This window comes from Mesobaculum littorinae (assembly GCF_004011175.1).
GTDB classification, from domain to species: Bacteria; Pseudomonadota; Alphaproteobacteria; order Rhodobacterales; family Rhodobacteraceae; genus Tranquillimonas; species Tranquillimonas littorinae.
In genome coordinates this window covers 58,726-80,298 of the sequence record NZ_RQXX01000009.1, presented here as the reverse complement: position 1 = coordinate 80,298, position 21,573 = coordinate 58,726, and the positions used below count along the sequence as shown (strand labels likewise).

Genomic DNA, 21,573 nt, shown 5'->3' with positions numbered 1-21,573 from the left:
CCCTAGCGGCTTTCGTCAGGCTCGAAGGTCGAGAAATCGACCAGCGTACCGAGCATCTGCAGATAGGCGATCAGCGCATCCATCTCGGACGTGCCGGGCTGGCCGTCGAAGTTGCGCACCTGTGCCCCCGGATAGCGTTCGAGCAGGCCACCCACGTCGCCGTAGGGATCGGTCTGGACCTGGAAGTCCGCCGCCGCCGAGGCGATCATCTCGTCAGTATAGGGCACGCCCACGGCGCGGTGCGTTTCCAGCAGCTCATCGCTGTGCTCGGGTGTGATCAGCCGGTCCGACAGGAAGTCGTATTTCGGCATGATCGATTCGGGCACGACCGACTGCGGGTCGCTCAGGTGGTCGACATGCCATTCGTCGGAATAGCGGCCGCCCACCCGGGCCAGATCGGGCCCGATGCGCTTGGACCCCCATTGGAACGGGTGGTCGTACATCGATTCCGCGGCGAGGCTGTAGTGCCCGTAGCGTTCGACCTCGTCACGCATCGGCCGGATCATCTGGCTGTGGCAGACATAGCAGCCTTCGCGGATGTAGATGTCGCGGCCCGCCAGCTCCAGCGGCGAGTAGGGGCGCACGCCCTCGACCTCTTCGATCGTGTTCTCGAGGTAGAAGAGCGGCGCGATCTCGACGATGCCGCCGATGGTGACCACCAGGAAGGACAGCACCAGAAGCAGGGTGGCGTTCTTCTCGATGATCGCGTGGCGATTGATCAGGCCGGTCTCGGGCGGCAGTTCGTTCGGGACCTCGCCATGGGCGATATCGCCCAGCTGGCTGACCTTGGGGTCCTTGTCGGGATCGGGAATTTTATCGTTGTCGGCCATTTGTCCGATCTCCTCGTCTTAGGCGTTGGCCAGGGCGGCGGTTTCGGCCTTGGCCGGGGCGCGCCGCACCGTCATCCAGAGGTTCCAGGCCATGATCAGCCCGCCGGTGAGGTAAAGCCCCCCGCCCAGTGCGCGGACCACGTACATCGGGAATTTGGCGGCGACGGTGTCGGCGAAGGAGTTCACGAGGAACCCGTTGGCGTCGACTTCGCGCCACATCAGGCCTTCCATGATGCCCGTCACCCACATCGACGCGGCGTAGAGCACGATGCCGATGGTCGCGAGCCAGAAGTGCCAGCTGACCGCCGAGAGCGAATAGAGCCGCTCACGGTTCCAGAGCCGGGGCGTCAGGAAGTAGAGCGCACCGAAGGTGATCATCCCGTTCCAGCCCAGCGCACCCGAATGCACGTGTCCGATGGTCCAGTCGGTGTAGTGGCTGAGGCTGTTGACCGCGCGGATCGACATCATCGGGCCCTCGAAGGTCGACATGCCGTAGAAGCCGATCGACACCACCATCATCCGGATCACCGGGTCGGTGCGCAGCTTGTCCCACGCGCCCGACAGCGTCATCAGGCCGTTGATCATGCCGCCCCAGCTGGGCATCCACAGGATCACCGAGAACACCATGCCCAGCGTCGCGGCCCAGTCGGGAAGCGCGGTGTAGTGCAGGTGGTGCGGACCGGCCCAGATGTAGAGGAAGATCAGCGCCCAGAAGTGGATGATCGACAGCTTGTAGGAATAGACCGGGCGTTCGGCCTGCTTCGGCACGAAGTAGTACATCATGCCCAGGAACCCGGCCGTCAGGAAGAAGCCCACCGCGTTGTGGCCGTACCACCACTGGGTCATCGCATCCTGCACCCCGGCGAAGACCTGCACCGAATGCGAGCCGAAGATCGACACCGGCAGGCTGAGGTTGTTGACGATGTGCAGCATCGCGATGGTCACGATGAAGGCCAGGTAGAACCAGTTCGCCACGTAGATGTGCGGCTCTTTGCGCTTGATGATCGTGCCCAGGAAGACCGCGAGGTAGGCGACCCACACGATGGTCAGCCAGATATCGACGTACCACTCGGGCTCGGCGTATTCCTTGGACTGGGTCGCGCCCAGCAGGTAGCCCGTCGCCGCCAGCACGATGAACAGGTTGTAGCCCCAGAACACGAACCACGCGAGGTTGCCGCCCCAGAGCCGCGCCGCGCTGGTGCGCTGGACGACGTAGAACGACGTGCAGAGCAGGGCGTTGCCGCCGAAGGCGAAGATCACCGCGCTGGTGTGCAGCGGGCGCAGGCGGCCGAAATTGGCATAGCCCTCGGCCCAGTCGAAGTTCAGCACCGGAAAGGCCAGCTGGCAGGCGATGAAAACGCCGACCAGAAAGCCCACGACACCCCAGAACGTCGTCGCGATCACGCCGTAGCGGACGACGCCATCCATGTAGGCCTTTGGGTCGGGCACGAAGCGGTCCTCGTCGATGCCACGCAGCACCCACAGGAACAGCCCGCCCGACACCAACATGATGATGATCGCGTGCACCATATAGGCCAGGTCGCGCGCATAGTTGGCGGCGATGGCCGCCAACAGCGCGACAAGGCCAAGCACGATAAGCTTGACGTAATCCAACATTCCTCGCTGTCCCCTTCTCGGCCCGCCGGAGGGTCCGGCGGGTTTGACTTGCGCCGGGGGATGGCATGGGGGGACCTCACGCCGCCTTGATCCACATCAAGCTATCCCGCCGCGATGGTTGACGTGCGTCAACGACGCCGCGGACGGCCCGCGCCACACTGCTTTCGAACCGATTTCAGACGAAGGAGTGACAGAGATGGCCGTCAAATCGATCCTGACCGTGGTGAAGGATCTCAAGGCCGACGCGCCCAGCCTGGACGCCGCCTGCACGATGGCCGAGGCCGAGGGCGCGCACCTGACGGTGCTGTGCCTCGGGCTCGACCGGACCCACCCCGGACTTTACTACGCGGGCGCCAGCGCGGTGGCGATGCAGGCCTCGATCGACGAGGCCCGCGCCGATGCCGCCGCGATCGACGCGGGCGTGCGCAAGACGCTGGGCGCCTCGGGCGTGTCCTGGGACACCGTGCCGGCGGTGGCGCAGCTTGAAACCATGACCCAGCGGGTGGCCGAGGCGGCACGATTCGCCGATCTGGTGGTGCTGACCCGCCCCTACGGGCCCGGCCGCAGCTCCGAGGACCCGGTGGTGGTCGAGGCCGCGCTGTTCGCCGGCGGCGCGCCGGTTCTGGTGGTTCCGCCCGGCTGCACCCCGCCCGCCGCACCGCGGATCGTCGTCGCGGGGTGGAACGACAGCCCCGAGGCGCTGCATGCGATCCGCGCGGCCCTGCCGATCCTGGTCGCCGCCGACCGCGTTTCGGTAACGCTGGTCGACCCGCCGGCCCATACCGCCGACCGCTCCGACCCCGGCGGATCGCTCAGCCAGATGCTGGCGCGCCATGGCGCCCGGCCCGACATCGCGGTGCTGTCGAAATCCATGCCCAAGGTCTCCGACGTGATCCTGCGCCACGCACAGGATCTGGGGGCCGAGTTGATCGTCATGGGCGCCTACAGCCACTCGCGCCTGCGCGAGGCGATCCTGGGCGGCGCCACCCGGGCGATGCTGGAAAAATCCGACGTCCCGCTTCTGCTCTGCCGCTAGGACGCACCGGATGCGGCGGCATCTTCGTCGCCGCGACCGCCCAGACAAACGGGGCGGGGCCACCACGGCCCCGCCTTCCCTTTTGTCCTGCCACGGCCGTTTTCGCGGCCGCCGGGGCGCGCTATGCTCGCCCGTATGCGGATAAGACCTGCCAGATCCGGGGATGCGGCCACGCTCGCCCTCATTTTCCATTCCGCGGTGCATGGCATCGCGCGCGGCGACTATTCCGCAGACCAAGTCCGGGCCTGGAGCCCCGCGCCAATGCCCACCGCCACCAAGGAGGACCGGCTTGGCGACGGGCGGCAGGTCTTCGTGGCCGTGGACGCCCGCGACACGCCCCGCGCCTTCATCGAGCTTGAGGCAGACGGCCATATCGATTGCTTCTACTGCCACCCCGACGTCGCCGGAACCGGCGTCGGCGCGGCGCTCTACGCCTGGCTTGAGGCCGCGGCGCGGCAGGCCGGCATTGCCCGCCTTTACGTCGAGGCCAGCGATCCCGCGCGGCGCTTCTTTGCGAAACAGGGCTTCTCGGTTCTGCACCGCCGCGAGTTCGCGCGCCGGGGCGTGATGCTGCACAACCACGCGATGGAGAAGCGACTGGCCTGACGCTTTTCGGGCGCGATCGGCCGGCCAGTCTTCGGCTTCGATCCCGGCAGTGCCGGTGACGGGGCGCGCAGGAGGTGTCCGGGGGCACGAACGGTGCTGCGGCGCGCGCACCCCGGAGATGCAGCAAAGGCGTGGGCACGGGGCCCTGCCCGCCCCGCATAGGGGCAGCTTCGGTGGATTGACGCAGGGCGCGGGGCTTGCTAGCTGCCGCCGCTTCATCCCACGTCATCGTCAGGGGGCTTTCATGGCACGCAAGCGCAAGGGGCGCGACATTTCCGGCTGGATCCTGCTCGACAAACCGGCGGGCGTGGGGTCGACCGACATGGTCAACAAGCTGCGCTGGGCGTTCCAGGCCAAGAAGGCGGGACATTCCGGCACGCTCGACCCCGCCGCGACCGGGCTTCTGGCCATTGCGCTGGGCGAGGCGACGAAGGCGATCCCCCACGTGACTGACGCGCTGAAATGCTACCGCTTCACCGTGCGCTGGGGACAGGCCACCGACACCGACGATGCCGAGGGCACGGTGATCGACACCGCCCCCGGGCGCCCCGACGACGCGGCCATTCGCGCCGCTCTGCCGGACTTTACCGGCGATATCGACCAGGTGCCCCCCGCCTACTCGGCGGTCCGCGTCGACGGCGCGCGCGCCTATGACCTGGCCCGCGACGGCGCCGCGCCCGACCTTGCCGCCCGCCCGCTTTTCGTCGAGCGGCTGGACCTGGTCGACCGGCCCGACGACGACACGGCGGTGTTCGAAATGGTCTGCGGCAAGGGTGGCTACGTCCGGTCCATCGCCCGTGACCTGGGGCGGCAGCTGGGCTGTCTTGGCCACGTGGTGACGCTGCGCCGGCTCTGGTCCGGCCCCTTCGACCTGAACGACGCGGTGTCGCTGGACGACATCGAACGGCTCGCCCGCACGCCCGAGATCGATGCGCTGATGCTGCCGCTCGAGACAGGGCTGGGCGACCTGCCGCAGGCGCGCTGCGACGACGTTGCCGCGTTGCGCCTGCGCAACGGCAATCCCGCCCCGGTGATCACGAGCGAGGCGGAGTACGGCGAAACCGCCTGGGCCTCGTGCAACGGGCGCGCCGTGGCGATCGGCATCTACCTCGCGGGCGAACTGCGCCCCTCGCGGGTCTTCGTCACCTGAGGTCTGTGCGCCCCCGCACCCGCCCCGCGCGCTCCGCCGCGATGTCAGGGGCGGAGGCCTGCGCTAAATGGTGGGGAGAACCGCAGCCCGGGGGATGACCCATGCCGAACCAGATCCAAGGGATCCATCACGTCACCTCGCTGGCCTCGGACGCCCGCGCCGTCGACAGCTTCTTCACCGCCGGGCTTGGCCTGAGGCGGGTGAAGAAGACGGTCAACTTCGACGCGCCCGACGTCTATCACCTCTATTACGGCGATGCTGTCGGCACGCCGGGCTCGGTGATGACGTACTTCCCCTTTCCCGACGCCGCCCGTGGACGGCGCGGCAGCGGCGAGGTCGGCGAGACCCGCTTTGCCGTGCCGCCCGGCAGCCTTCCGGCCTGGCGGGACCGTCTGGAGGCGCTGGACGCGGCGCCGCGGCCCGGCACCCTCTTCGACGCGCCGATGCTGGGCTTTTCCGGCCCCGACGGTGACGGCTTCGCGCTCGTGGAGGCCGAGGACGACCGCACCCCGTGGGATGCTGCGGGGATCGCGCCCGGGATGGCGGTGCGGGGCTTTCACTCGGCCCGCCTCGACCTTGCCGATATCGGCCCGACGGCAGATTTGCTTGCCCTCATGGGCTTTGCCCGCACCGCCACCCGGGACGGGCTGACCCGCTTCGAAATCGCGAATGGCAATGGGGCGCATAGGATCGACCTGCGGACCAGCCCCGATGGCCGGGCGCGGCAGGGGGCGGGGTCGGTCCACCACATCGCCTTCTCGGTGCCCGACAGCGCCGCGCAGGACGCCATCCGCACCGAGCTTGAGGCCGCGGGCCTGCGGCCTACCCCGCAGATCGACCGCGACTATTTCCAGGCCATCTATTTCCGCAGCCCCGGTGGCGTGCTGTTCGAGATCGCGACCGACGCGCCGGGCTTCGACCGCGACGAGCCGCGCGAAACCCTCGGCACCGCGCTGTGCCTGCCCGCCCAGCATGCGCACCTGCGAGACCGGCTTGAGCAGACGCTGCCCCCGCTCGACTGAACTGACCCTCCCGCGTGGCGGGCAACGCGCCCTGCCACGGGCGGCCGGTCCGCGGGCTCCTCCCCCCCCCTTCGCAGCCGGCGCCGCACGTCCGCTGCCCTCCGCCCGCCCGCGCATCACGGATCGCGCCCACCCGGCCCGTTCCGGCGCACCCGGGCGGCGCCTCCCGGCGGAGGGCCGCTGCCACGCGCCACCCCGATCCGCGAGGCGCGTTGCCAGATGCGGGGTGGCGGGGTATCGACACCGTCATGACCGGCGATGCCCCTTCCTCCTCCCCCGTAGCCCCACCCCGGTTCGTCGCCGACGCGGTGCTCAAGCGCGATGCCTTCTCGGAAACCGTGTCAGGCCACGACGCCGCCGACCCGGCGCACAAGCTGGCGCTGCGGCGGCTCGACGGCCTGCCCGCCTATTCCCGATGGCTCGCCCGCTGGCTGGCCGCGCGCGAGGCACGGGCGCTGGCGGCGGTATCGGGGATCGCCGGCACGCCCACCTTCCTGCACTTCGACGGCACTGGCCTTTTGCGCGACTGGACCGAGGGGCGCCCGTTGCAGCACGCCCGACCTGCCGACGCCGCGTGGTATCGCGATGCCCGCCGCCTCCTGCGCGAGATGCGGCGCCGCGGGGTCACCCACAACGACCTGGCCAAGCCGCAGAACTGGCTGGCAACGCCCGATGGCCGTGCGGCGGTCATCGACTTCCAGCTGGCGCACCTGCACCGGCGCCGGGGCCGCTGGTACCGCCTCTGCGCCTACGAGGATCTGCGCCACCTGATGAAGATGAAGCGGCGCTATGCCCGCGCGCAGATGACCCCGCTCGAACTGCGACTGGCGGCCGAGCGCTCCGCCCCTTCCCGCCTGTGGCGCGCGACGGGCAAGCGCGCCTACATCTTCGTCACCCGCCGCCTGATCCACTGGTCCGACAACGAAGGCGCGGGCGACCGCCTGGGCGACGAGGGCCCCGCCCTGCACGCCGAGCTTCTGGCGCATCCGCGGATCCATGATGCCGCGATCGCCACCTACCCCCGCCCCGGCGGCGGCGCGGGGCTCTATGGGTTCGCGGAAACCGACCTGTCCGCCGCCGACCTGCGCCGCCTCCTGCCGCGCACGCGGATCGAGCACCTGCAACCCGTCGCCCGCCTGCCGCGCGACGCCGCCGGCGCACCGCGGCACGACCTGCTTGGCCTGATCGCGGCCAACCGGATCGACGAGATCGCGGCCCTCGCCGAACGCGACCCGGCGCTCAGCGCCGAACTGGCCCCCATCCTCGCCACCCGCAGCAACCTCACCGACCGCGACCGCGCCTGACCCGGCACGCCGCGCCCCTGTTTCTCTTCTTCTGGAAATACTCTCCGGGGGTGCGGGGGTGGAAAACCCCCGCGGCGCAACATCCCGCCCCTCAGAACGGCGGCTTGGCGTGAAACCGCACCTCGGCACCGCCGTCGGGATGGCGCAGCCGCAGCTCCTCCGAGTGCAGCATCATCCGCGGATACGCCAGCGCCGCCCCCTCGGCATAGAACGGATCCCCCAGGATGGGGTGGCCAAGGTTCAGCATGTGCACGCGCAGCTGGTGCGACCGCCCGGTCTTGGGCAGCAGCCGCATCCGCGTCTCGTCCTCCCCGCGCCGCATTACCCGCCAGTCGGTCAGCGCTGGCTTGCCGGTCTCGAAATCGACTTTCTGCAGAGGCCGGTTCGGCCAGTCCACGATCAGCGGCAGGTCGATCTGCCCGCGATCCTCGGCCACCCGTCCCGCGACCCGGGCGACATAGGACTTGCGGATATGGCGCCGCTCGAACTGCAACCCGATGATCCGCTGCGCCCGCGGATTGCGGGCAAAGACCATCACGCCCGAGGTATCGCGATCCAGCCGGTGCACGAGCAGCGCGCCGGGATAGGCCGCCTCGAGCCGCGCCTGCAGGCAGTCGGCCAGATGCTCGCCCTTGCCGGGCACCGACAGAAGACCCGCCGGCTTGTCGACGATCAGCAGGTCATCGTCGACATGCAAGAGGACAAGCGGGTCCGAAGGCGGATCATAGGGGGTCGAGGTCACGGGCATCGCCATCGCCTAGCCCCCCTGCCCCCGCGGGGCAAGACCGGCTGCACCGGGAGGTAAGCCGCCCCCCCGCCGGCGGCACGCGTGCCCTAGCCCGCAGCGAGCGGGCCGAAGGTCGCCGCGAGGATCGCGGAAAGCGCCCTTGCGTCGGCCGGACCGAAGGCCGCGGGCCGGTCGCTGTCGATGTCGAGCACGCCCAGAAGCCGCCCGGCCCCGTCACGCACCGGCAGCACGATCTCCGACCGGGTCGAGGCGGCGCAGGCGATATGGCCCGGGAACGCTTCGACATCCTCGACGATCTGCACCTCGCCCGTCCGCGCCGCGGCCCCGCAGACGCCGCGCGAAAACGGGATGACGAGGCATCCGTGCCCGCCCTGGTAGGGGCCGATCTTCAACGTCTCGGGCTCGGTCACGCGGTAGAACCCGGTCCAGTCGAAGCGGTCGTCGGCATGATGGATCTCGCAGGCCAGCGTCGCCATCAGCGCAACCTCGTCGCGCTCGCCCTCGCAAAGAGCGGCGCACCGGCGCGCCAGGTCGTCGTAATCCGTCACTTGGATCCTTTCCGGGGCCGTCCCGCCCCCGCTTACGGTATTTCAAGATGTCGACACTAGCCTGCAGGCAGAAACTGCAAAAGGGCGATCCGATGAAACTGGAATCCAAGACACGGGGCGAGGTGATGATGGTCTCCATCGCCGAACAGCGGCTCGATGCTGCCGTCACGGTCGACTTCAAGGATGCGATGCGGGGCCTGCTGAACGGCGCCCCGGCCCGCATCGTCCTGGACATGAGCCGGGTGCGTTTTCTCGACAGCTCGGGCCTGGGTGCGATCATCTCGGTGCGCAAGTCGCTGGACCAGACGCAAGAGCTCGAGCTGGCCGAACTGACCCCGGCGGTCGAGAAGGTTTTCCACCTGACCCGCATGGATACCCTGTTCCCGATCCATGCCAGCACCCAATCGGCGTGGGAGCCCCGGTCGCGTGCGTCCTGATCGCCCCACCCAATGGGGCGCGGCGGACCCCGCGCCCGGGGCCGGGGCGGACCCTGCCCAATGCTTTGCCCCATCCCCCGCCTCGTCGGCGGGGGCCGAGGCGCCGGGCCGGATCAGGCACCGTTTCCCGGCCTGCCCGATGGCCGTGCGCGACCTTTTGGAGCGGGCCGCAGCCAACCCCGCCCTGGCCCACCGCTTCGACGACCGGGCCGAACTGGTGCTGGCCGAGGCCCTGAACAACGTGGTCGAGCATGCCTGCGCCCACCGCCCCGACGCGATGATCGAGGTGACGCTTGAGTGGCGCGCGGCTGCGCTGACCTGCCGGATCGTCGACGAGGGTGCCGAGATGCCCGGCGGCCTGCCCGGGGTCACCGACACGCCCCGGGCCGAGGACCTTCCCGAGGGGGGATTCGGGTGGTGCCTGATCCACGCGCTGGCCTGCGACCTGCGCTACACCCGCGCGCGGAACCGCAACTGCCTTGAGTTCACGATCCCCGCCGCGCCCTGATCGCCGTTCCGTGAGCAGGGCGCCATGGTTAGGGCACCGTGATCGGGGCACAGTGAGAGCAACACCGTGATCGGCCCCCCGACCGCCGCTCTTTGACCCGGGCGGGCCGACACCGCGGGACCGCGGGCGCGGCCGCATTGCAAAGTGCCGCGCGGTGCGCCTCGCCTTTTGCGGAGCTGTTCCCCCCCGGGGCCCTGCCCCCTTTGTCCCATACGTCGCCTGCGGGTCTGCGCCCTGAAATGGCCCCAATGCCACCGCACGGATGACGGGTTGATCTGGCACAAGAGGCTGGTAGCTGAAAGACGCTTCCCTCGGCGCCGTGCGTTACAGCCCCCACCCAGTGCGCGGCGCCGAGGCTCTTACCCTTCCCCCCCTCTCCTCCCAAAGGCTTCCGCCTGTCCGCGTTGCCCCCTAGAACTGGGACAACGAGATTGCGGGAGGGACCCCATGCGCGACTTTCAGACCCCGGGCCGGTCGGCCGTCTTTGCTGCGAACGGGATGTGCGCCACCTCGCATCCGCTGGCCGCCGCGACCGCCGTGGATATCCTGAAATCCGGCGGCAACGCCGTCGACGCCGCCATCGCCGCGGCGGTCCTTCTGGGGATTTGCGAACCGCAGATGACCGGGATCGGCGGCGACTGCTTCGCGCTGATCTCGAAACCCGGCGAGGATGTCATCGGGATCAACGGCTCGGGCCGCGCGCCCACCGCGCTCGACACCGCCGCGCTGCGCGAGGCGGGGCATAAGGCGGTACCGCCCGACCATATCGCCTCGGTCACCGTGCCGGGCGCGATGCATGCCTTCTGCACCATGTCCGAGGCGCATGGACGGCTGGGGCTGGACCGCCTTCTGGCCCCCGCGATCCGCTATGCCGACGAGGGTGTGCCCGTCGCCCCGCGCACCGCGTTCGACTGGGCCGAGGGCGCGGCGATCCTGCAAGGCGCGGCGCGGCGGCACTACCTGGTGCAGGGCGCCGTGCCTAAGGTCGGCACGATGTTCCGCGCCCCCGGGCAGGCCGAGGTGCTGCGCCGCGTCGCCGCAGAGGGCCCCGCGGGGTTCTACGACGGCGAGGTGGCCGAGGACATGCTGACCTCGCTCGCCGGGCTTGGCGGCGCGCATGACGCCGATGATTTCGGGCGCATCGCCACGGACCGCGTCGATCCGATCTCGGGCCGCTACGGCAGCGCCGACCTGATCGAGCTGCCGCCCAACGGACAGGGGGCGACGGCGATCCTGATGGCGGCGATCCTGTCGCAATTCGACCTTGCCGGGATGGACCCGCTGGGCGCCGACCGCGCCCATGTCGAGGCCGAGGCCGCGAAGCTGGCCTATGACGCGCGCAACCGATTCCTTGCGGATGCCGACCACGTCACGAGGATCGAGCACATGCTGGACCCCGACACCGCCCGCCGCCTTGCCGGGCTGATCGAGATGGATCGCGCCCTGCCCGATCCGATGGCCGCCGCGGGGCATATCCACCGCGATACGGTCTACCTGACCGTGGTGGACCGGGACCGGATGGCGGTGTCGCTGATCTACTCGATCTTCCACTCCTTCGGCTCCGGCATGGCATCCGACAGGTTCGGCATCCTGTTCCAGAACCGCGGGGCGGGCTTTGCGCTGGACCCCGCGCATCCCAATGATGCCGCCGGGGGCAAGCGGCCGATGCACACCATCATCCCCGCCATGCTGGCCCGCGAGGGGCGCGTGGCGATGCCCTTCGGCGTGATGGGCGGCGCCTACCAGCCGGCGGGACACGCCCGCGTGCTGGCCAACATCGAAAGCTACGGTATGGACCCGCAGGCAGCCATCGACGCGCCGCGCAGCTTTCCCGAGGCCGGGCGCCTGACGCTTGAGACGGGGTACCCTGAGTCCGTTGCCGCAGACCTTGCCGGACGCGGACATGACGTCGTTCGGGCCGCGGCGCCGCTGGGCGGCGCGCAGGCGATCGCGATCCACACCGACGGCGTTCTGGAGGGCGCCTCCGATCCGCGCAAGGACGGGCTGGCGATCGGGTACTGACCCGGCGCAACCGCCCAGGTCGGGGCTTGCGGCGCGGCATGGCAGAGCCGTGGGAGGTTACCATACGCCGCGCCAATGTCGGGGATCACGGCGCGGCGGCGGGCGCGGCGCGTCTGTCGTCACGAAAGGGGTGCCTGCGGCAGGTGGTGTGCGGGCAGAATGCCCCTCAGGGCGGACGAAACACCGCAGCCAGTCGCCAAGGCATTGCCGGTGCGTCCAGCCTCCAATGCCACGGCGCCACAGATCCCGGGGACCCCGGGCCGAGGCATCAGTTCATCTGGAAATGCAGCGGGTAGGTGCCGTCTGAGATTTCGCCAAAAAGATCGGGCAGATCGGGGTGGGTCACGGGCTCGCCCGAGTAGTCCGCGATCAGGTTCTGCTCGGACACGTAAGCCACGTAGTAGCTTTGGTCATTCTCGGCGAGGAGGTGATAGAACGGCTGGTCCTTGTCGGGGCGCGCATCCTCGGGAATGGACTCGTACCATTCCTCGGAATTCGCGAACATCGCGTCGACATCGAAGACCACACCCCTGAAGGGATGCTTGCGATGCCGTACGATTTGGCCGAGATGATATTTCGCGCGGGTCTTCAGCATCGGGACGGTCCTCTTGGCATTATCGAATACCCCAGATGCCCGGGTTTTGTCCATCGAGGCCGCCCGTTCGCGGGGAAACACACTGTGAACCTCGTCCTGACAGTGGCCGAGGTGACGGCCCCCGTCTTCCTGATCGCGATGACCGGGTTTCTCTGGGTGCGGCTGGGCTTCGAATACCGGACCGAGTTCGTGACCCGCATCGCGATGACCGTGTCGCTGCCCTGCCTTGTCTTCGTCACCCTGATGCAGACCGAAATCGACCCCTCGGCCCTGACCGTGGTCAGCGCGGCGGCGGTCGCGTCCTATGCCGCGGTGACGCTGCTGATGTGGGCGCTGGCCGCCCTTCTGCGGCTGGAGCTGCGGACGTGGCTGGCGCCGCTGATCTTCGGCAACACCGGCAACCTGGGCCTGCCGCTGGCGCTTTTTGCCTTCGGGCCCGAGGGGCTGGGCTACGCGGTGGTGATCTTCGCGATCATGGCGGTCTATTCCTTCACCTTCGGCATTTGGATCGTCTCGGGCGGCGGGTCGGTCCTGAAGCTTCTGCGCGAACCGCTGCTGGCCGCGACCCTGCTGGGCGCGCTGTTCCTGTGGCAGGGCTGGCAGACGCCCGCGTTCCTGACCAACACCCTGGATCTTCTGGGGCAGATCGCGATTCCGATGATGCTGCTGACGCTGGGCGTGGCGGTGGCGCGCCTGCATCCCGCGGGCCTTGGCCGCGCCGCGGCTGTGTCGGTGGTCAAGCTCGCGGTCTGCACCCTGGTGGCGGCCTGCGCCGCGCGGGTCTTCAACCTGCCACCCGTCGCGTTCGCGGTGCTGGTGGTGCAGCTGGCGACGCCGGTGGGCGTGACCTCCTATCTTCTGGCGCAGAAATACGGCGCTGATTCCCAGTCGGTCGCGGGGCTTGTCGTGGCATCGACCCTGATCTCGGTCGCGGGGCTTCCGCTGATTCTCGCCTTCGTCCTCTAGGCCTGCAGATTTTACGTTTCACGGAGCGGTGGTTTTCGGGTAAGCTGGCCGGAAAACAGACGACAAAAAAACATAATAAAACATAGCGAGAGGCAGATGAGCAGACTTCTTCGCGCCCTGATTCTGTGCCTGATCGCAGCGAACTGCGGCAGCAGCGATCACTCGGCGCCACGCGACTTGGACAATGCGTGCAGCATTGTCAGCCAGCGTCCGCATTACCTGCGGGCGATGAAGCGCACCGAACGCCGGTGGGGCGTGCCCGTGGCGGTGCAGATGGCGACGATCCATCAGGAATCGAAATTCATCGGCAATGCCCGCACCCCCTTGAGGTTCACCCTGGGGGTGATTCCGATGGGCCGCCAAAGCTCGGCCTACGGATATTCGCAGGCGCTTGACGGCACTTGGGACGAATACAAGGTTGCCCAGGGCAAGCGCCGCGCCAAGCGGGACGATATCGAGGACGCGACCGATTTCATGGGTTGGTACATGGATGGCACCTCGCGCCAGATCGGCATCCCGAAATGGGACGCCGAGCGGCAGTACCTGGCCTACCACGAAGGCCGCGCGGGCTATTCCCGGGGCAGCTACCGCGCCAAGGGCTGGCTGGTCAGCGTTGCCCGCCGGGTCGGCGACCGGGCCGTGCGCTACGACCAGCAGCTGCGCGGCTGCCGCAAGATCTGAGGGTTCGCGGGCCCGCTGCGCGCGGGCCCGACCCACCTGCCCGGGCCGCAAGCGTCACTGACGCTTGCGGATCTCGTTCTGGACCGAGAAGAGCGACGCCGACAGGCCCATGCCGGTCTGCATGTCCGACAGCACCACGGTCGTCCGGGCGCCGGTATCGTCGGTCACCACCCACTGCCGAAGCTCGACCGGGTTGCCGGTAAAGACCAGGTCGATTCGCCCGTATTCGGGATGCGCGGGATCCTGCGCCACGACGATGGTCTTGTTGCCGTCCTGCGTGTGCCCCACCACCATGTTGCGGCGGCTGAGGTCAACATTCGCCTCGAGGATGATCGACAGCGGCGTCTGCGACAGCGGGTATTGTTCGGGCGTGGACGAATTCGACCTGTTGTCGAAAACGGCGACCTGCCCGCCGCCTGCCATCACCAGCGATTGCTCGGGCGGCGCATAGTCGAAACGCATCCGACCCGGCCGCTGGATATAGAGCGTACCGGTCGAGATCGTGCCGTCGGCATTGATCTGGGTGAACTGGGACTGCGCGGTCTGAAGCTGGTTGAGATAGTTCGAGATCGCATTCAGCGGGATCGGCGCTGCGCTCGCGGGTCCGGCCAAGCCGGCCGCCGTCAGGGCGGCTGCGGCTGTGCCCAGGAAATGTCTGCGGTCCATCGTCTCTCCTCATATCCGTGTCCGGGGGGATATAGGCAGGCAATGCGAAACCGCCACCATCGGGCAATAACAGCGCCGTGTCATCGGATAACCGGCCAGATTCCGCCCGCCCGGAACCCATGCGGCGCAGCACGCATTTCCCCGTCAGACAGACGACGCCCCGCCACGCGCGGGGCCACAGGAATGGAGATGCAAGGATGCCCGAAGTTTTCGTCGAAGGCCTCGAAGACAATGCCCGCCAGTCGATGGTGGATTTGCTGAACGAAACCCTGTCCGACACCATCGCGATGACGCTGGCCGTCAAGCAGGCGCACTGGAACCTCAAGGGCCAGGGCTTCATCGGCGTGCACGAACTGCTCGACGATGTCGCGGGGCGCCTGCGCGAGGCCTCCGACCTCATGGCGGAACGCGCGGTGATCCTGGGCGGCATCGCCAAGGGGACCGCGGAAGAGGTCGCATTGGACAGCAAGGTCGAGGCCTATCCCCTCGACATCACGGATATCGAGGATCACGTCCGCGCACTGACCGACCGGTTCAAGGCCTTCGGGAAGACCCTGCGCAAGGGCATCGAGGCCGCGGGCGAGGCCGGCGACGACGATACCGAGGACCTGCTGACCGAGGTGAGCCGCGCCGCCGACAAGGATGCGTGGTTCATCGGGGCGAACTCGCCCAAGTCGAAGTAAGGACGGCACGCGCGCCGCGCCCGCACTCAGATGCGGCGGGGGGCCGCTGGCACGAGCGTTATGCAAGAAGGGCCCGGAGGGACGGCAATCCCTCCGGGCCCTTTCGTTTTGTCCGCGGAGCCGCCGGACCGTGGCCCGGCTCACCCCCGCAAAGGGGGCTGCCCCAAGTCGGGTTGCCTCAGGTCGGTTCCGGAACGAGGATCTCGCGCTTGCCGACGTGGTTGGCGCTTGAAACGACGCCCTCTTCCTCCATCTGCTCGACCAGCCGCGCGGCCTTGTTGTAGCCGATCGCCAGCTTGCGCTGGATGTAGGAGGTCGAGCACTTGCGGTCCTTGATGACGATCGCCACCGCCTGGTCGTAAAGCGCGTCCTCGCCGTCGGTGTTGCCCCCGGTGCCGAGCCCCAGAACCGCGTCGATATCGCTTTCCTTGTCCTCGGCGGGGCCCTCGACCACCCCGGACTTGTAATCCGGCGGACCGAACTGCTTGAGGTAGGACACGATCTCCTCGACCTCCTCGTCCGAACAGAAGGGCCCGTGCACGCGGGTGATCTTGGACCCGCCCGCCATGTAGAGCATGTCGCCCATGCCAAGAAGCTGCTCGGCCCCCTGTTCGCCCAAGATGGTGCGGCTGTCGATCTTCGAGGTCACGCTGAACGAGATCCGGGTGGGGAAGTTCGCCTTGATCGTGCCGGTGATAACATCGACCGACGGCCGCTGCGTGGCCATGATCAGGTGGATTCCGCTCGCCCGCGCCATCTGCGCCAGCCGCTGGATGCAGGCCTCGATCTCCTTGCCCGCGACCATCATCAGGTCGGCCATCTCGTCGACGATGACGACGATGAAGGGCAGCACCTCGGGCTTGATCTCTTCGGTCTCGAAGACCGGCTCTCCGGTATCGTCGTCAAAGCCCGTCTGCACGGTGCGGCTGAACATCTCGCCCCGCGCCAGCGTCTCCTTCACGCGGCCATTATAGCCTTCGATGTTGCGCACGCCCATCTTGGACATCTTGCGATAGCGGTCCTCCATCTCGCCGACGACCCATTTCAGCGCGACGACGGCCTTCTTGGGGTCGGTGACCACGGGCGACAGCAGGTGCGGGATGCCGTCGTAGACGCTGAGTTCCAGCATCTTGGGGTCGATCATGATCAGCCGGCATTCCTCGGGCGTCAGCTTGTAGAGCAGCGACAGGATCATGGTGTTGATTGCCACCGACTTGCCGGACCCCGTGGTCCCCGCGATCAGCAGGTGGGGCATCTTGGCAAGGTTGGCGACGATGGGGTCGCCGCCGATGTCCTTGCCCAGCGCAAGCGGCAGCGAATGCTTGCCGTCGCCGAATTCGCGCGCCGACAGGATTTCGCGCAGCACGACCTTTTCCCGCTGGGCGTTGGGCAGTTCGATCCCGATCACCGACCGGCCCGGCACGGTCGACACGCGGGCCGACAGCGCCGACATCGACCGCGCGATGTCGTCGGCCAGGCCGATGACCCGGCTGGCCTTGAGGCCCGGCGCGGGCTCAAGCTCGTACATCGTGACCACGGGGCCGGGCCGGACCGACACGATCTCGCCCTTCACGCCGTAGTCGTCGAGCACGGTTTCCAGCATCCGGGCGTTTTCCTCGAGCGCCTCGTCCGACAGGTGGTGCCGCTCGATCGAGCTGGGATTGGTCAGCAGGTTCAGGGGGGGATGTTCGTAGTCGGAATAGCGGTCGTCGAATTCGAGCCCCGGCTGCGCCTCTTCCTGCGCGCGGCGCGAGGTCTGCGGCGCGCGCTTCGGCGAATGATGCACCACGGCGCGGCGTTCCTGCGCGACCGGCACGGGCGCCGCGGACTTGCCGCGCCCGGTCTCGAAAAGCGGCTCGGCCGTCAGGCCGGCCCCGGCCTGCGCCGCCTCGGCGGGATCCACAAGCTCGGACCGCGGCATGTCCGCGTCGCGCGACGCGGCATGGCCGGCGTCGTCTTGGGCGTCGTCGTAGTCAGAGGCAGGGTCGTCGTATGCGGGATCATAGGCCTCCGCGTCGTGGGCCGCGGTGTCGTAGGCGGCATCGTCGTAAGCGTCATCGTCGTAGGCGGCACCATCGTAGACGTCGGCGGCAAAGGCCGCATCGTCATGGCTCATCTCTTCGGCACCCGGTCGGGGGGCGGCGGGCGACATGACGCGCGGGGCGGCCTGAGGCGCATGCGCCTCGGCGGTCAGCGGCGGCTCGCCCATCTGCTGGGCCTCGCCACGGGGGGCCTTGGGCAGGATCATCGGCTTCGGCCCGCGCGGGTGTCGCGCGCGCTGGACCGGGGGCTCGGCCCGGCCATCGGGCTTGGCGGCCAGGATCGGGCGCGCGCGGACCCGCGACTTGATCACGTCGGCGATCTTCTCGCGGATGCGTTCGCCATCGCCGTCGCCTTCGACCTCATCGTCATAGTCCGGCAGGCCGTCCGGATCGGCCTCGGGGCGCGGCGCCTCTTCGGCGGGACGCCGGCGCAGGACTCCGGGCAGAAAGCCCAGAAGCCCGCCGCGACGCGACGCCGGGGCCGCATCATCGTCCGCGTCCCTGTCCCAGTCCTCGTCCCAGTCCCCGTCTTCGACCAGCGGGTCGAACTGCGGCACGCGGGGCGTTCCGGCGCGCGGCGCCGGCGAAGGCGCCGGTTCGGCCTCGCGGCTGGCGCGCAGCACGGGGCGGGTGCGCCGCGCGGGCTCGGGCTCGGGCTCGTCCTCGATCACCGCGTCGGCGGCTTCGATCGCCGCGGCCTGCCGCGCCTCGGCCCGGCGCACGCGCGCGTCGGCGTGGCGCGACTTGGCGGCCTTGAGCCCCGCCGCGCCGCCGCGGGCCATGCCCGACGCGCCGCGTCCGAAAGCCGAAACGAGGGTGGCGTAGCTCATCACAACGCTGCCGACGAGGAAGGCGAGCCCCAGCCGAACCTCGCGCATGTCGCAGCCCATGACGAAGAGCCCCAGGGCAAGCGTGCCCAGCGCGCTGAGCACCGCCAGAAGCTTCAGCCCGAAGGCCGCGTTGACCGGCAGGAAGCCCAGGAACGCGCCCAGCACGGTATCGCCGAAGAGCCCGCCCAGACCGAAGGAATGCGTCCACTCGGACCCCGGCACGTGGGTCGAGGCATAGACGGCCACCAGAGCCACCGCGAGCGGCGCGAAGATCACCCGGCCGATGGCGCGGTCCTCGCCGACATGCAGCACGAAGCGCAGCCCCCAAGCGGCGAGGATCGCGACAAGGCTCCAGGCCCCCCAGCCGACGATGACGAAGAGGGGCGAGGCGATGGAGGCACCGAAGCGGCCCAGCAGGTTGCGCGCGGGATCGTCGGTGGCCGACAGCCAGCTTGGATCCTCGGGGACGTAGGAGCCCAGCATCAGCGCGACGGCCAGGGCCGCGACGATCAGACCGATGCCAAGCATCTCCTTGCCGCGGCGTTCGATGACCGCCTGGGTTTCGCGGTCGAAAAGTGGATCCCGGTGCCGTGCCTGATATGCCATCTTCGTCCTACCTCGTGCCATAAAGTGTCGCGCGGATCGCGGTCAGACCGCGCGCCATTTCGTCTTCCGGGGCCACCATCGCGACCCGCACGTAGCCTGCACCGGGATTCGCGGGCCCCTCTCCGCGCGCCAGATAGGCGCCGGGCAGAACCCGCACCCCGGTCTTCGTCCAAAGCTCCAGCGCCGCCGTCTCGCCGTCGGGGACGGGCAGCCACAGGAAGAACCCCGCCTGCGGGGCCTGCGCGCCCGGAACGTCGGCAAAGATGTCGTCGGCCAGGCGATACTTGCGCTGATAGAGCGCGCGATTCTCGTCGACATGCGCCTCGTCGGCCCAGAGCCGCGCCGCCACCGCCTGCAGGGGCCCGGGCAGCGGGGCGCCCGCGTAGGCGCGCAACTGCCGGATGCGCGTCATCGCCTGCGGCCCTGCGGCGACGAAGCCCGACCGCAGGCCCGGCACGTTCGACCGCTTGGACAGCGAATGGAACGCCACCACCCGCTCGGGGTCGGCGCCGTGCGCGGCGGCCACCTCGAGGATGCCCGGAGGCGGCGCGTCACGCCAGATCTCGGAATAGCATTCATCGGCGAGGATGCGGAAATCGTGCCGCTCGGCCAGGTCCAGCAGGCCGCGCCAGTAGTCGCGCGAGGCCACGCCGCCCTGCGGGTTGGCGGGCGAACAGACATAGGCCGCGGCGACGCGGTCCAGCGTCTCGGGCGGGAGGGCGGCGTAGTCGGGCAGGAACCCGGTTTCTTCGGTCGCGGCGACGAACACGGGCTCGCCCCCCACCGAGGCCGCGGCGACGGCATAGACCTGGTAGAACGGGTTCGGGATCAGCACCACGGGCCGCGCACCGGCCTTGTCTTCGGGCACGAGCGCCATCGCGACGTTGTAAAGCCCCTCGCGCGTGCCGTTGAGCGGCATCAGCCGGTCGTGGCCGACCTCGACCCCGTAGCGGCGGCGCAGCCAGCCCGAGATCGCGTCCAGCAGTTCGGGCGTGCCGTCGTTCGCGGGGTAGCGCGCGAAGTCGGCGACCGTTTCGGCCAGCACCTGCCCCACCCAATCGGGAAAGGGGTGTTTCGGCTCGCCGATGGACATGTGCAGCACCGGCCCGCCCGCCGGATGCGGGTCGAGCAGCGACCTGAGCCTCGGAAAGGCGTATTCGGGCAGGTTCGAAAACCTAGCGGGAAACTGCATCAATGCCTCGGTATTTCGGGGTCATTGCGCCCCGTTTGGGCCCGAGGATAGGCGCCCCGCCCCCCGCGGGTCCAGAATTATGGTCGGGTTGACGGGGGTTTGACGGCCGCCCTGTGGCTTTTAGGCCAAGGCCCGTTCGACCGCCGCCGCCAGCCGCAGAAGCCGCGGCTCGGACCGCGGCGGTCCCATCAGGCTGATACCGCAGGCGTCGCGCCCGGTGGGCAGGGTGATCACGGCAAGGCCCATGAGGTTGCCGATGCGGGTGTTGCGCAAGGTCATCATGTTGGCGCGGGCAAATTCCTCATCGACCTCCAGCGCCGCCGCCTTGGGCGGCAGAATCGGTGCGGTGGGAATCAGCACCGCGTCGACGCCCGCCGTGGCCGCCGCATAGTCGGCCTTCAGGGCGTCGAGCTGGCGCCATGCAGCGACATACTCCGCCGCCGTGACCGTTGCGCCGCCGCGGAAGCGCTCGCGCACGGGGGGGAACATAACCTCGGGGTCGGCCTCGATCAGGGCGCCCCAGACACCATAGCCTTCGGGCGCAAAGAGCTTGGGCGACAGGGCGTTGGCCGCCGCAACCGCGGGCAGCGACAGCCGTGTCACCTGCGCGCCTGCCTCGTGCAGCCGGTCCACGGCGGCCTCGAACGCGGCGCGCGGCGCGTCTTCGATGTCGTCCATCGCCAGGGTGTCGAGCACGGCAAGGCGCCGCCCGGCCAGTTTGGCGCTGCGCAGGTCGGAGGGCTGCGCCCCCTCCAGCACCGCCAGCATCAGGCCCGCATCCTCGACCGTGCGGGTCAGCGGGCCCACGGTGTCGAAGCGTGGGGCCAGCGGCACGACGCCTTCGCAGGACAGGCGCCCGGCCGAGGTCTTGAGCCCCACCAGCCCGTTCCACGCCGCGGGCACCCGCACCGATCCGCCGGTATCCGACCCCACCGCCGCCGCCGCCAGCCCGAAGGCCACCGAGGTCGCCGCCCCCGAGGACGACCCGCCCGACACGCATTCGGTATCAAAGACGTTGGGCGGCGAGGCGGTGACGGGGTTGAGACCCAGGCCCGAGAACGCCAGTTCGGTCTGGTGCGTCTTGCCCAGGCAGACGAGCCCCGCCGCCGTCGCGTTGGCCAGCACCCGCGCGTCGCGGGCGGGCACGCGGTCGCGCAGCAGCGCCGACCCCGATTCCGTCGCAACCCCGGCGGTGTCGAAGAGGTCCTTCCACGACACCGGCACACCGTCGAGCGGCGAGCGGCGCAGCCCCGCCCGGGCGCGCGCCTCGGCCCCGGCAGCCTCGGCCCGCGCGCGGTCGGGCGTCAGGCGGGCATAGATGCGCTCGGCATGGGGGTGGCGCAGGATGGCGTCGAGGAACGTCTCGGTCAGCGCGACGGGCGAAATCTTGCCCGCCGCGATCCCCCGGCCCAGCTCTGCCGCGCTCATGCCCCGCCAGTCGTCGCGTCGTTCGCCCGTGTCCATATCGCCCGGTCCTGCCCTAT

Annotated in this window: 20 protein-coding genes; 11 read left to right on the top strand and 9 right to left on the bottom strand. The window is 69.3% G+C overall.

The features are described 5' to 3' along the window. Positions 1-2 precede the first annotated feature (2 nt). Together ccoO and ccoN are read right to left on the bottom strand one after the other, a co-directional pair. Complete coding sequence (gene ccoO, locus EKE94_RS17620) at positions 3-830, bottom strand: cytochrome-c oxidase, cbb3-type subunit II (protein WP_127907954.1); 828 nt, start codon at positions 828-830, stop codon at positions 3-5. A gap of 18 nt (positions 831-848) precedes the next feature. Continuing rightward, a complete protein-coding gene (gene ccoN, locus EKE94_RS17615; RefSeq protein WP_127907953.1) occupies positions 849-2,447 on the bottom strand; it encodes a cytochrome-c oxidase, cbb3-type subunit I in 1,599 nt (532 codons plus the stop codon). Between the two features lie 196 nt (positions 2,448-2,643). On the opposite strand from ccoN, the gene EKE94_RS17610 reads away from it, so the two are divergent. The 5 genes from EKE94_RS17610 to EKE94_RS17590 all read left to right on the top strand — a co-directional run bounded on the left by EKE94_RS17610 (position 2,644) and on the right by EKE94_RS17590 (position 7,565). Next, entirely contained in the window at positions 2,644-3,483 is an 840-nt protein-coding gene (locus EKE94_RS17610) for a universal stress protein (protein WP_127907952.1), read from the top strand. A 123-nt stretch (positions 3,484-3,606) separates the two neighbouring features. Then, positions 3,607-4,089, top strand: coding sequence for a GNAT family N-acetyltransferase (locus tag EKE94_RS17605; RefSeq protein ID WP_328590512.1), 483 nt, complete (start codon positions 3,607-3,609; stop codon positions 4,087-4,089). A 244-nt stretch (positions 4,090-4,333) separates the two neighbouring features. Next, positions 4,334-5,239, top strand: coding sequence for a tRNA pseudouridine(55) synthase TruB (gene truB, locus EKE94_RS17600; RefSeq protein WP_127907950.1), 906 nt, complete (start codon positions 4,334-4,336; stop codon positions 5,237-5,239). 101 nt (positions 5,240-5,340) lie between these two features. Continuing rightward, positions 5,341-6,261, top strand: coding sequence for a VOC family protein (locus EKE94_RS17595; RefSeq protein WP_127907949.1), 921 nt, complete (start codon positions 5,341-5,343; stop codon positions 6,259-6,261). 248 nt (positions 6,262-6,509) lie between these two features. Further along, positions 6,510-7,565 (top strand): serine/threonine protein kinase, encoded by a 1,056-nt coding sequence (locus EKE94_RS17590; RefSeq protein ID WP_127907948.1) that lies wholly within the window; start codon positions 6,510-6,512, stop codon positions 7,563-7,565. 91 nt (positions 7,566-7,656) lie between these two features. Here EKE94_RS17590 and EKE94_RS17585 read toward each other — a convergent pair whose 3' ends face one another. Continuing rightward, on the bottom strand, positions 7,657-8,319 hold the full coding sequence (locus EKE94_RS17585; protein WP_235856085.1) for a pseudouridine synthase: 663 nt from the start codon (positions 8,317-8,319) through the stop codon (positions 7,657-7,659). Between the two features lie 80 nt (positions 8,320-8,399). Next, complete coding sequence (locus EKE94_RS17580; RefSeq protein WP_127907947.1) at positions 8,400-8,861, bottom strand: GAF domain-containing protein; 462 nt, start codon at positions 8,859-8,861, stop codon at positions 8,400-8,402. A gap of 92 nt (positions 8,862-8,953) precedes the next feature. Between EKE94_RS17580 and EKE94_RS17575 the strand changes: the two genes are divergently transcribed. The 3 genes from EKE94_RS17575 (at position 8,954) to EKE94_RS17565 (ending at position 11,828) form a co-directional block, all read left to right on the top strand. Then, positions 8,954-9,298 (top strand): STAS domain-containing protein, encoded by a 345-nt coding sequence (locus EKE94_RS17575; protein ID WP_127907946.1) that lies wholly within the window; start codon positions 8,954-8,956, stop codon positions 9,296-9,298. Between the two features lie 139 nt (positions 9,299-9,437). Then, positions 9,438-9,806 (top strand): ATP-binding protein, encoded by a 369-nt coding sequence (locus tag EKE94_RS17570; RefSeq protein WP_164871015.1) that lies wholly within the window; start codon positions 9,438-9,440, stop codon positions 9,804-9,806. A gap of 447 nt (positions 9,807-10,253) precedes the next feature. Further along, a complete protein-coding gene (locus EKE94_RS17565) occupies positions 10,254-11,828 on the top strand; it encodes a gamma-glutamyltransferase family protein (protein ID WP_127907944.1) in 1,575 nt (524 codons plus the stop codon). 268 nt (positions 11,829-12,096) lie between these two features. On the opposite strand, the gene hspQ is transcribed toward EKE94_RS17565, so the two are convergent. Beyond that, the gene (gene hspQ, locus EKE94_RS17560; RefSeq protein ID WP_127907943.1) at positions 12,097-12,423 is read right to left on the bottom strand and encodes a heat shock protein HspQ; all 327 of its coding nucleotides are present in this window, start codon (positions 12,421-12,423) and stop codon (positions 12,097-12,099) included. Between the two features lie 84 nt (positions 12,424-12,507). Between hspQ and EKE94_RS17555 the strand changes: the two genes are divergently transcribed. Both EKE94_RS17555 and EKE94_RS17550 read left to right on the top strand, forming a co-directional pair. Continuing rightward, a complete protein-coding gene (locus tag EKE94_RS17555) occupies positions 12,508-13,389 on the top strand; it encodes an AEC family transporter (RefSeq protein ID WP_127907942.1) in 882 nt (293 codons plus the stop codon). 96 nt (positions 13,390-13,485) lie between these two features. Continuing rightward, the gene (locus EKE94_RS17550) at positions 13,486-14,070 is read left to right on the top strand and encodes a transglycosylase SLT domain-containing protein (protein ID WP_127907941.1); all 585 of its coding nucleotides are present in this window, start codon (positions 13,486-13,488) and stop codon (positions 14,068-14,070) included. A 54-nt stretch (positions 14,071-14,124) separates the two neighbouring features. On the opposite strand, the gene EKE94_RS17545 is transcribed toward EKE94_RS17550, so the two are convergent. Continuing rightward, positions 14,125-14,736 (bottom strand): LolA family protein, encoded by a 612-nt coding sequence (locus tag EKE94_RS17545; RefSeq protein ID WP_127907940.1) that lies wholly within the window; start codon positions 14,734-14,736, stop codon positions 14,125-14,127. A 197-nt stretch (positions 14,737-14,933) separates the two neighbouring features. Between EKE94_RS17545 and dps the strand changes: the two genes are divergently transcribed. Further along, positions 14,934-15,419 carry a DNA starvation/stationary phase protection protein Dps gene (gene dps / locus EKE94_RS17540; protein ID WP_127907939.1) on the top strand — a complete coding sequence of 162 codons (486 nt, stop codon included), beginning with the start codon at positions 14,934-14,936 and terminating at the stop codon, positions 15,417-15,419. A 178-nt stretch (positions 15,420-15,597) separates the two neighbouring features. Here dps and EKE94_RS17535 read toward each other — a convergent pair whose 3' ends face one another. The 3 genes from EKE94_RS17535 to EKE94_RS17525 form a co-directional block, all read right to left on the bottom strand. Beyond that, on the bottom strand, positions 15,598-18,897 hold the full coding sequence (locus tag EKE94_RS17535) for a DNA translocase FtsK (RefSeq protein WP_127907938.1): 3,300 nt from the start codon (positions 18,895-18,897) through the stop codon (positions 15,598-15,600). Positions 18,898-18,904: 7 nt separating this feature from the next. Further along, positions 18,905-20,089, bottom strand: a complete 1,185-nt coding sequence (locus tag EKE94_RS17530) for an aminotransferase class I/II-fold pyridoxal phosphate-dependent enzyme (RefSeq protein ID WP_127907937.1) — start codon at positions 20,087-20,089, stop codon at positions 18,905-18,907. 120 nt (positions 20,090-20,209) lie between these two features. Beyond that, a complete protein-coding gene (locus tag EKE94_RS17525) occupies positions 20,210-21,553 on the bottom strand; it encodes an amidase (RefSeq protein ID WP_235856084.1) in 1,344 nt (447 codons plus the stop codon). Positions 21,554-21,573: the final 20 nt, after the last annotated feature.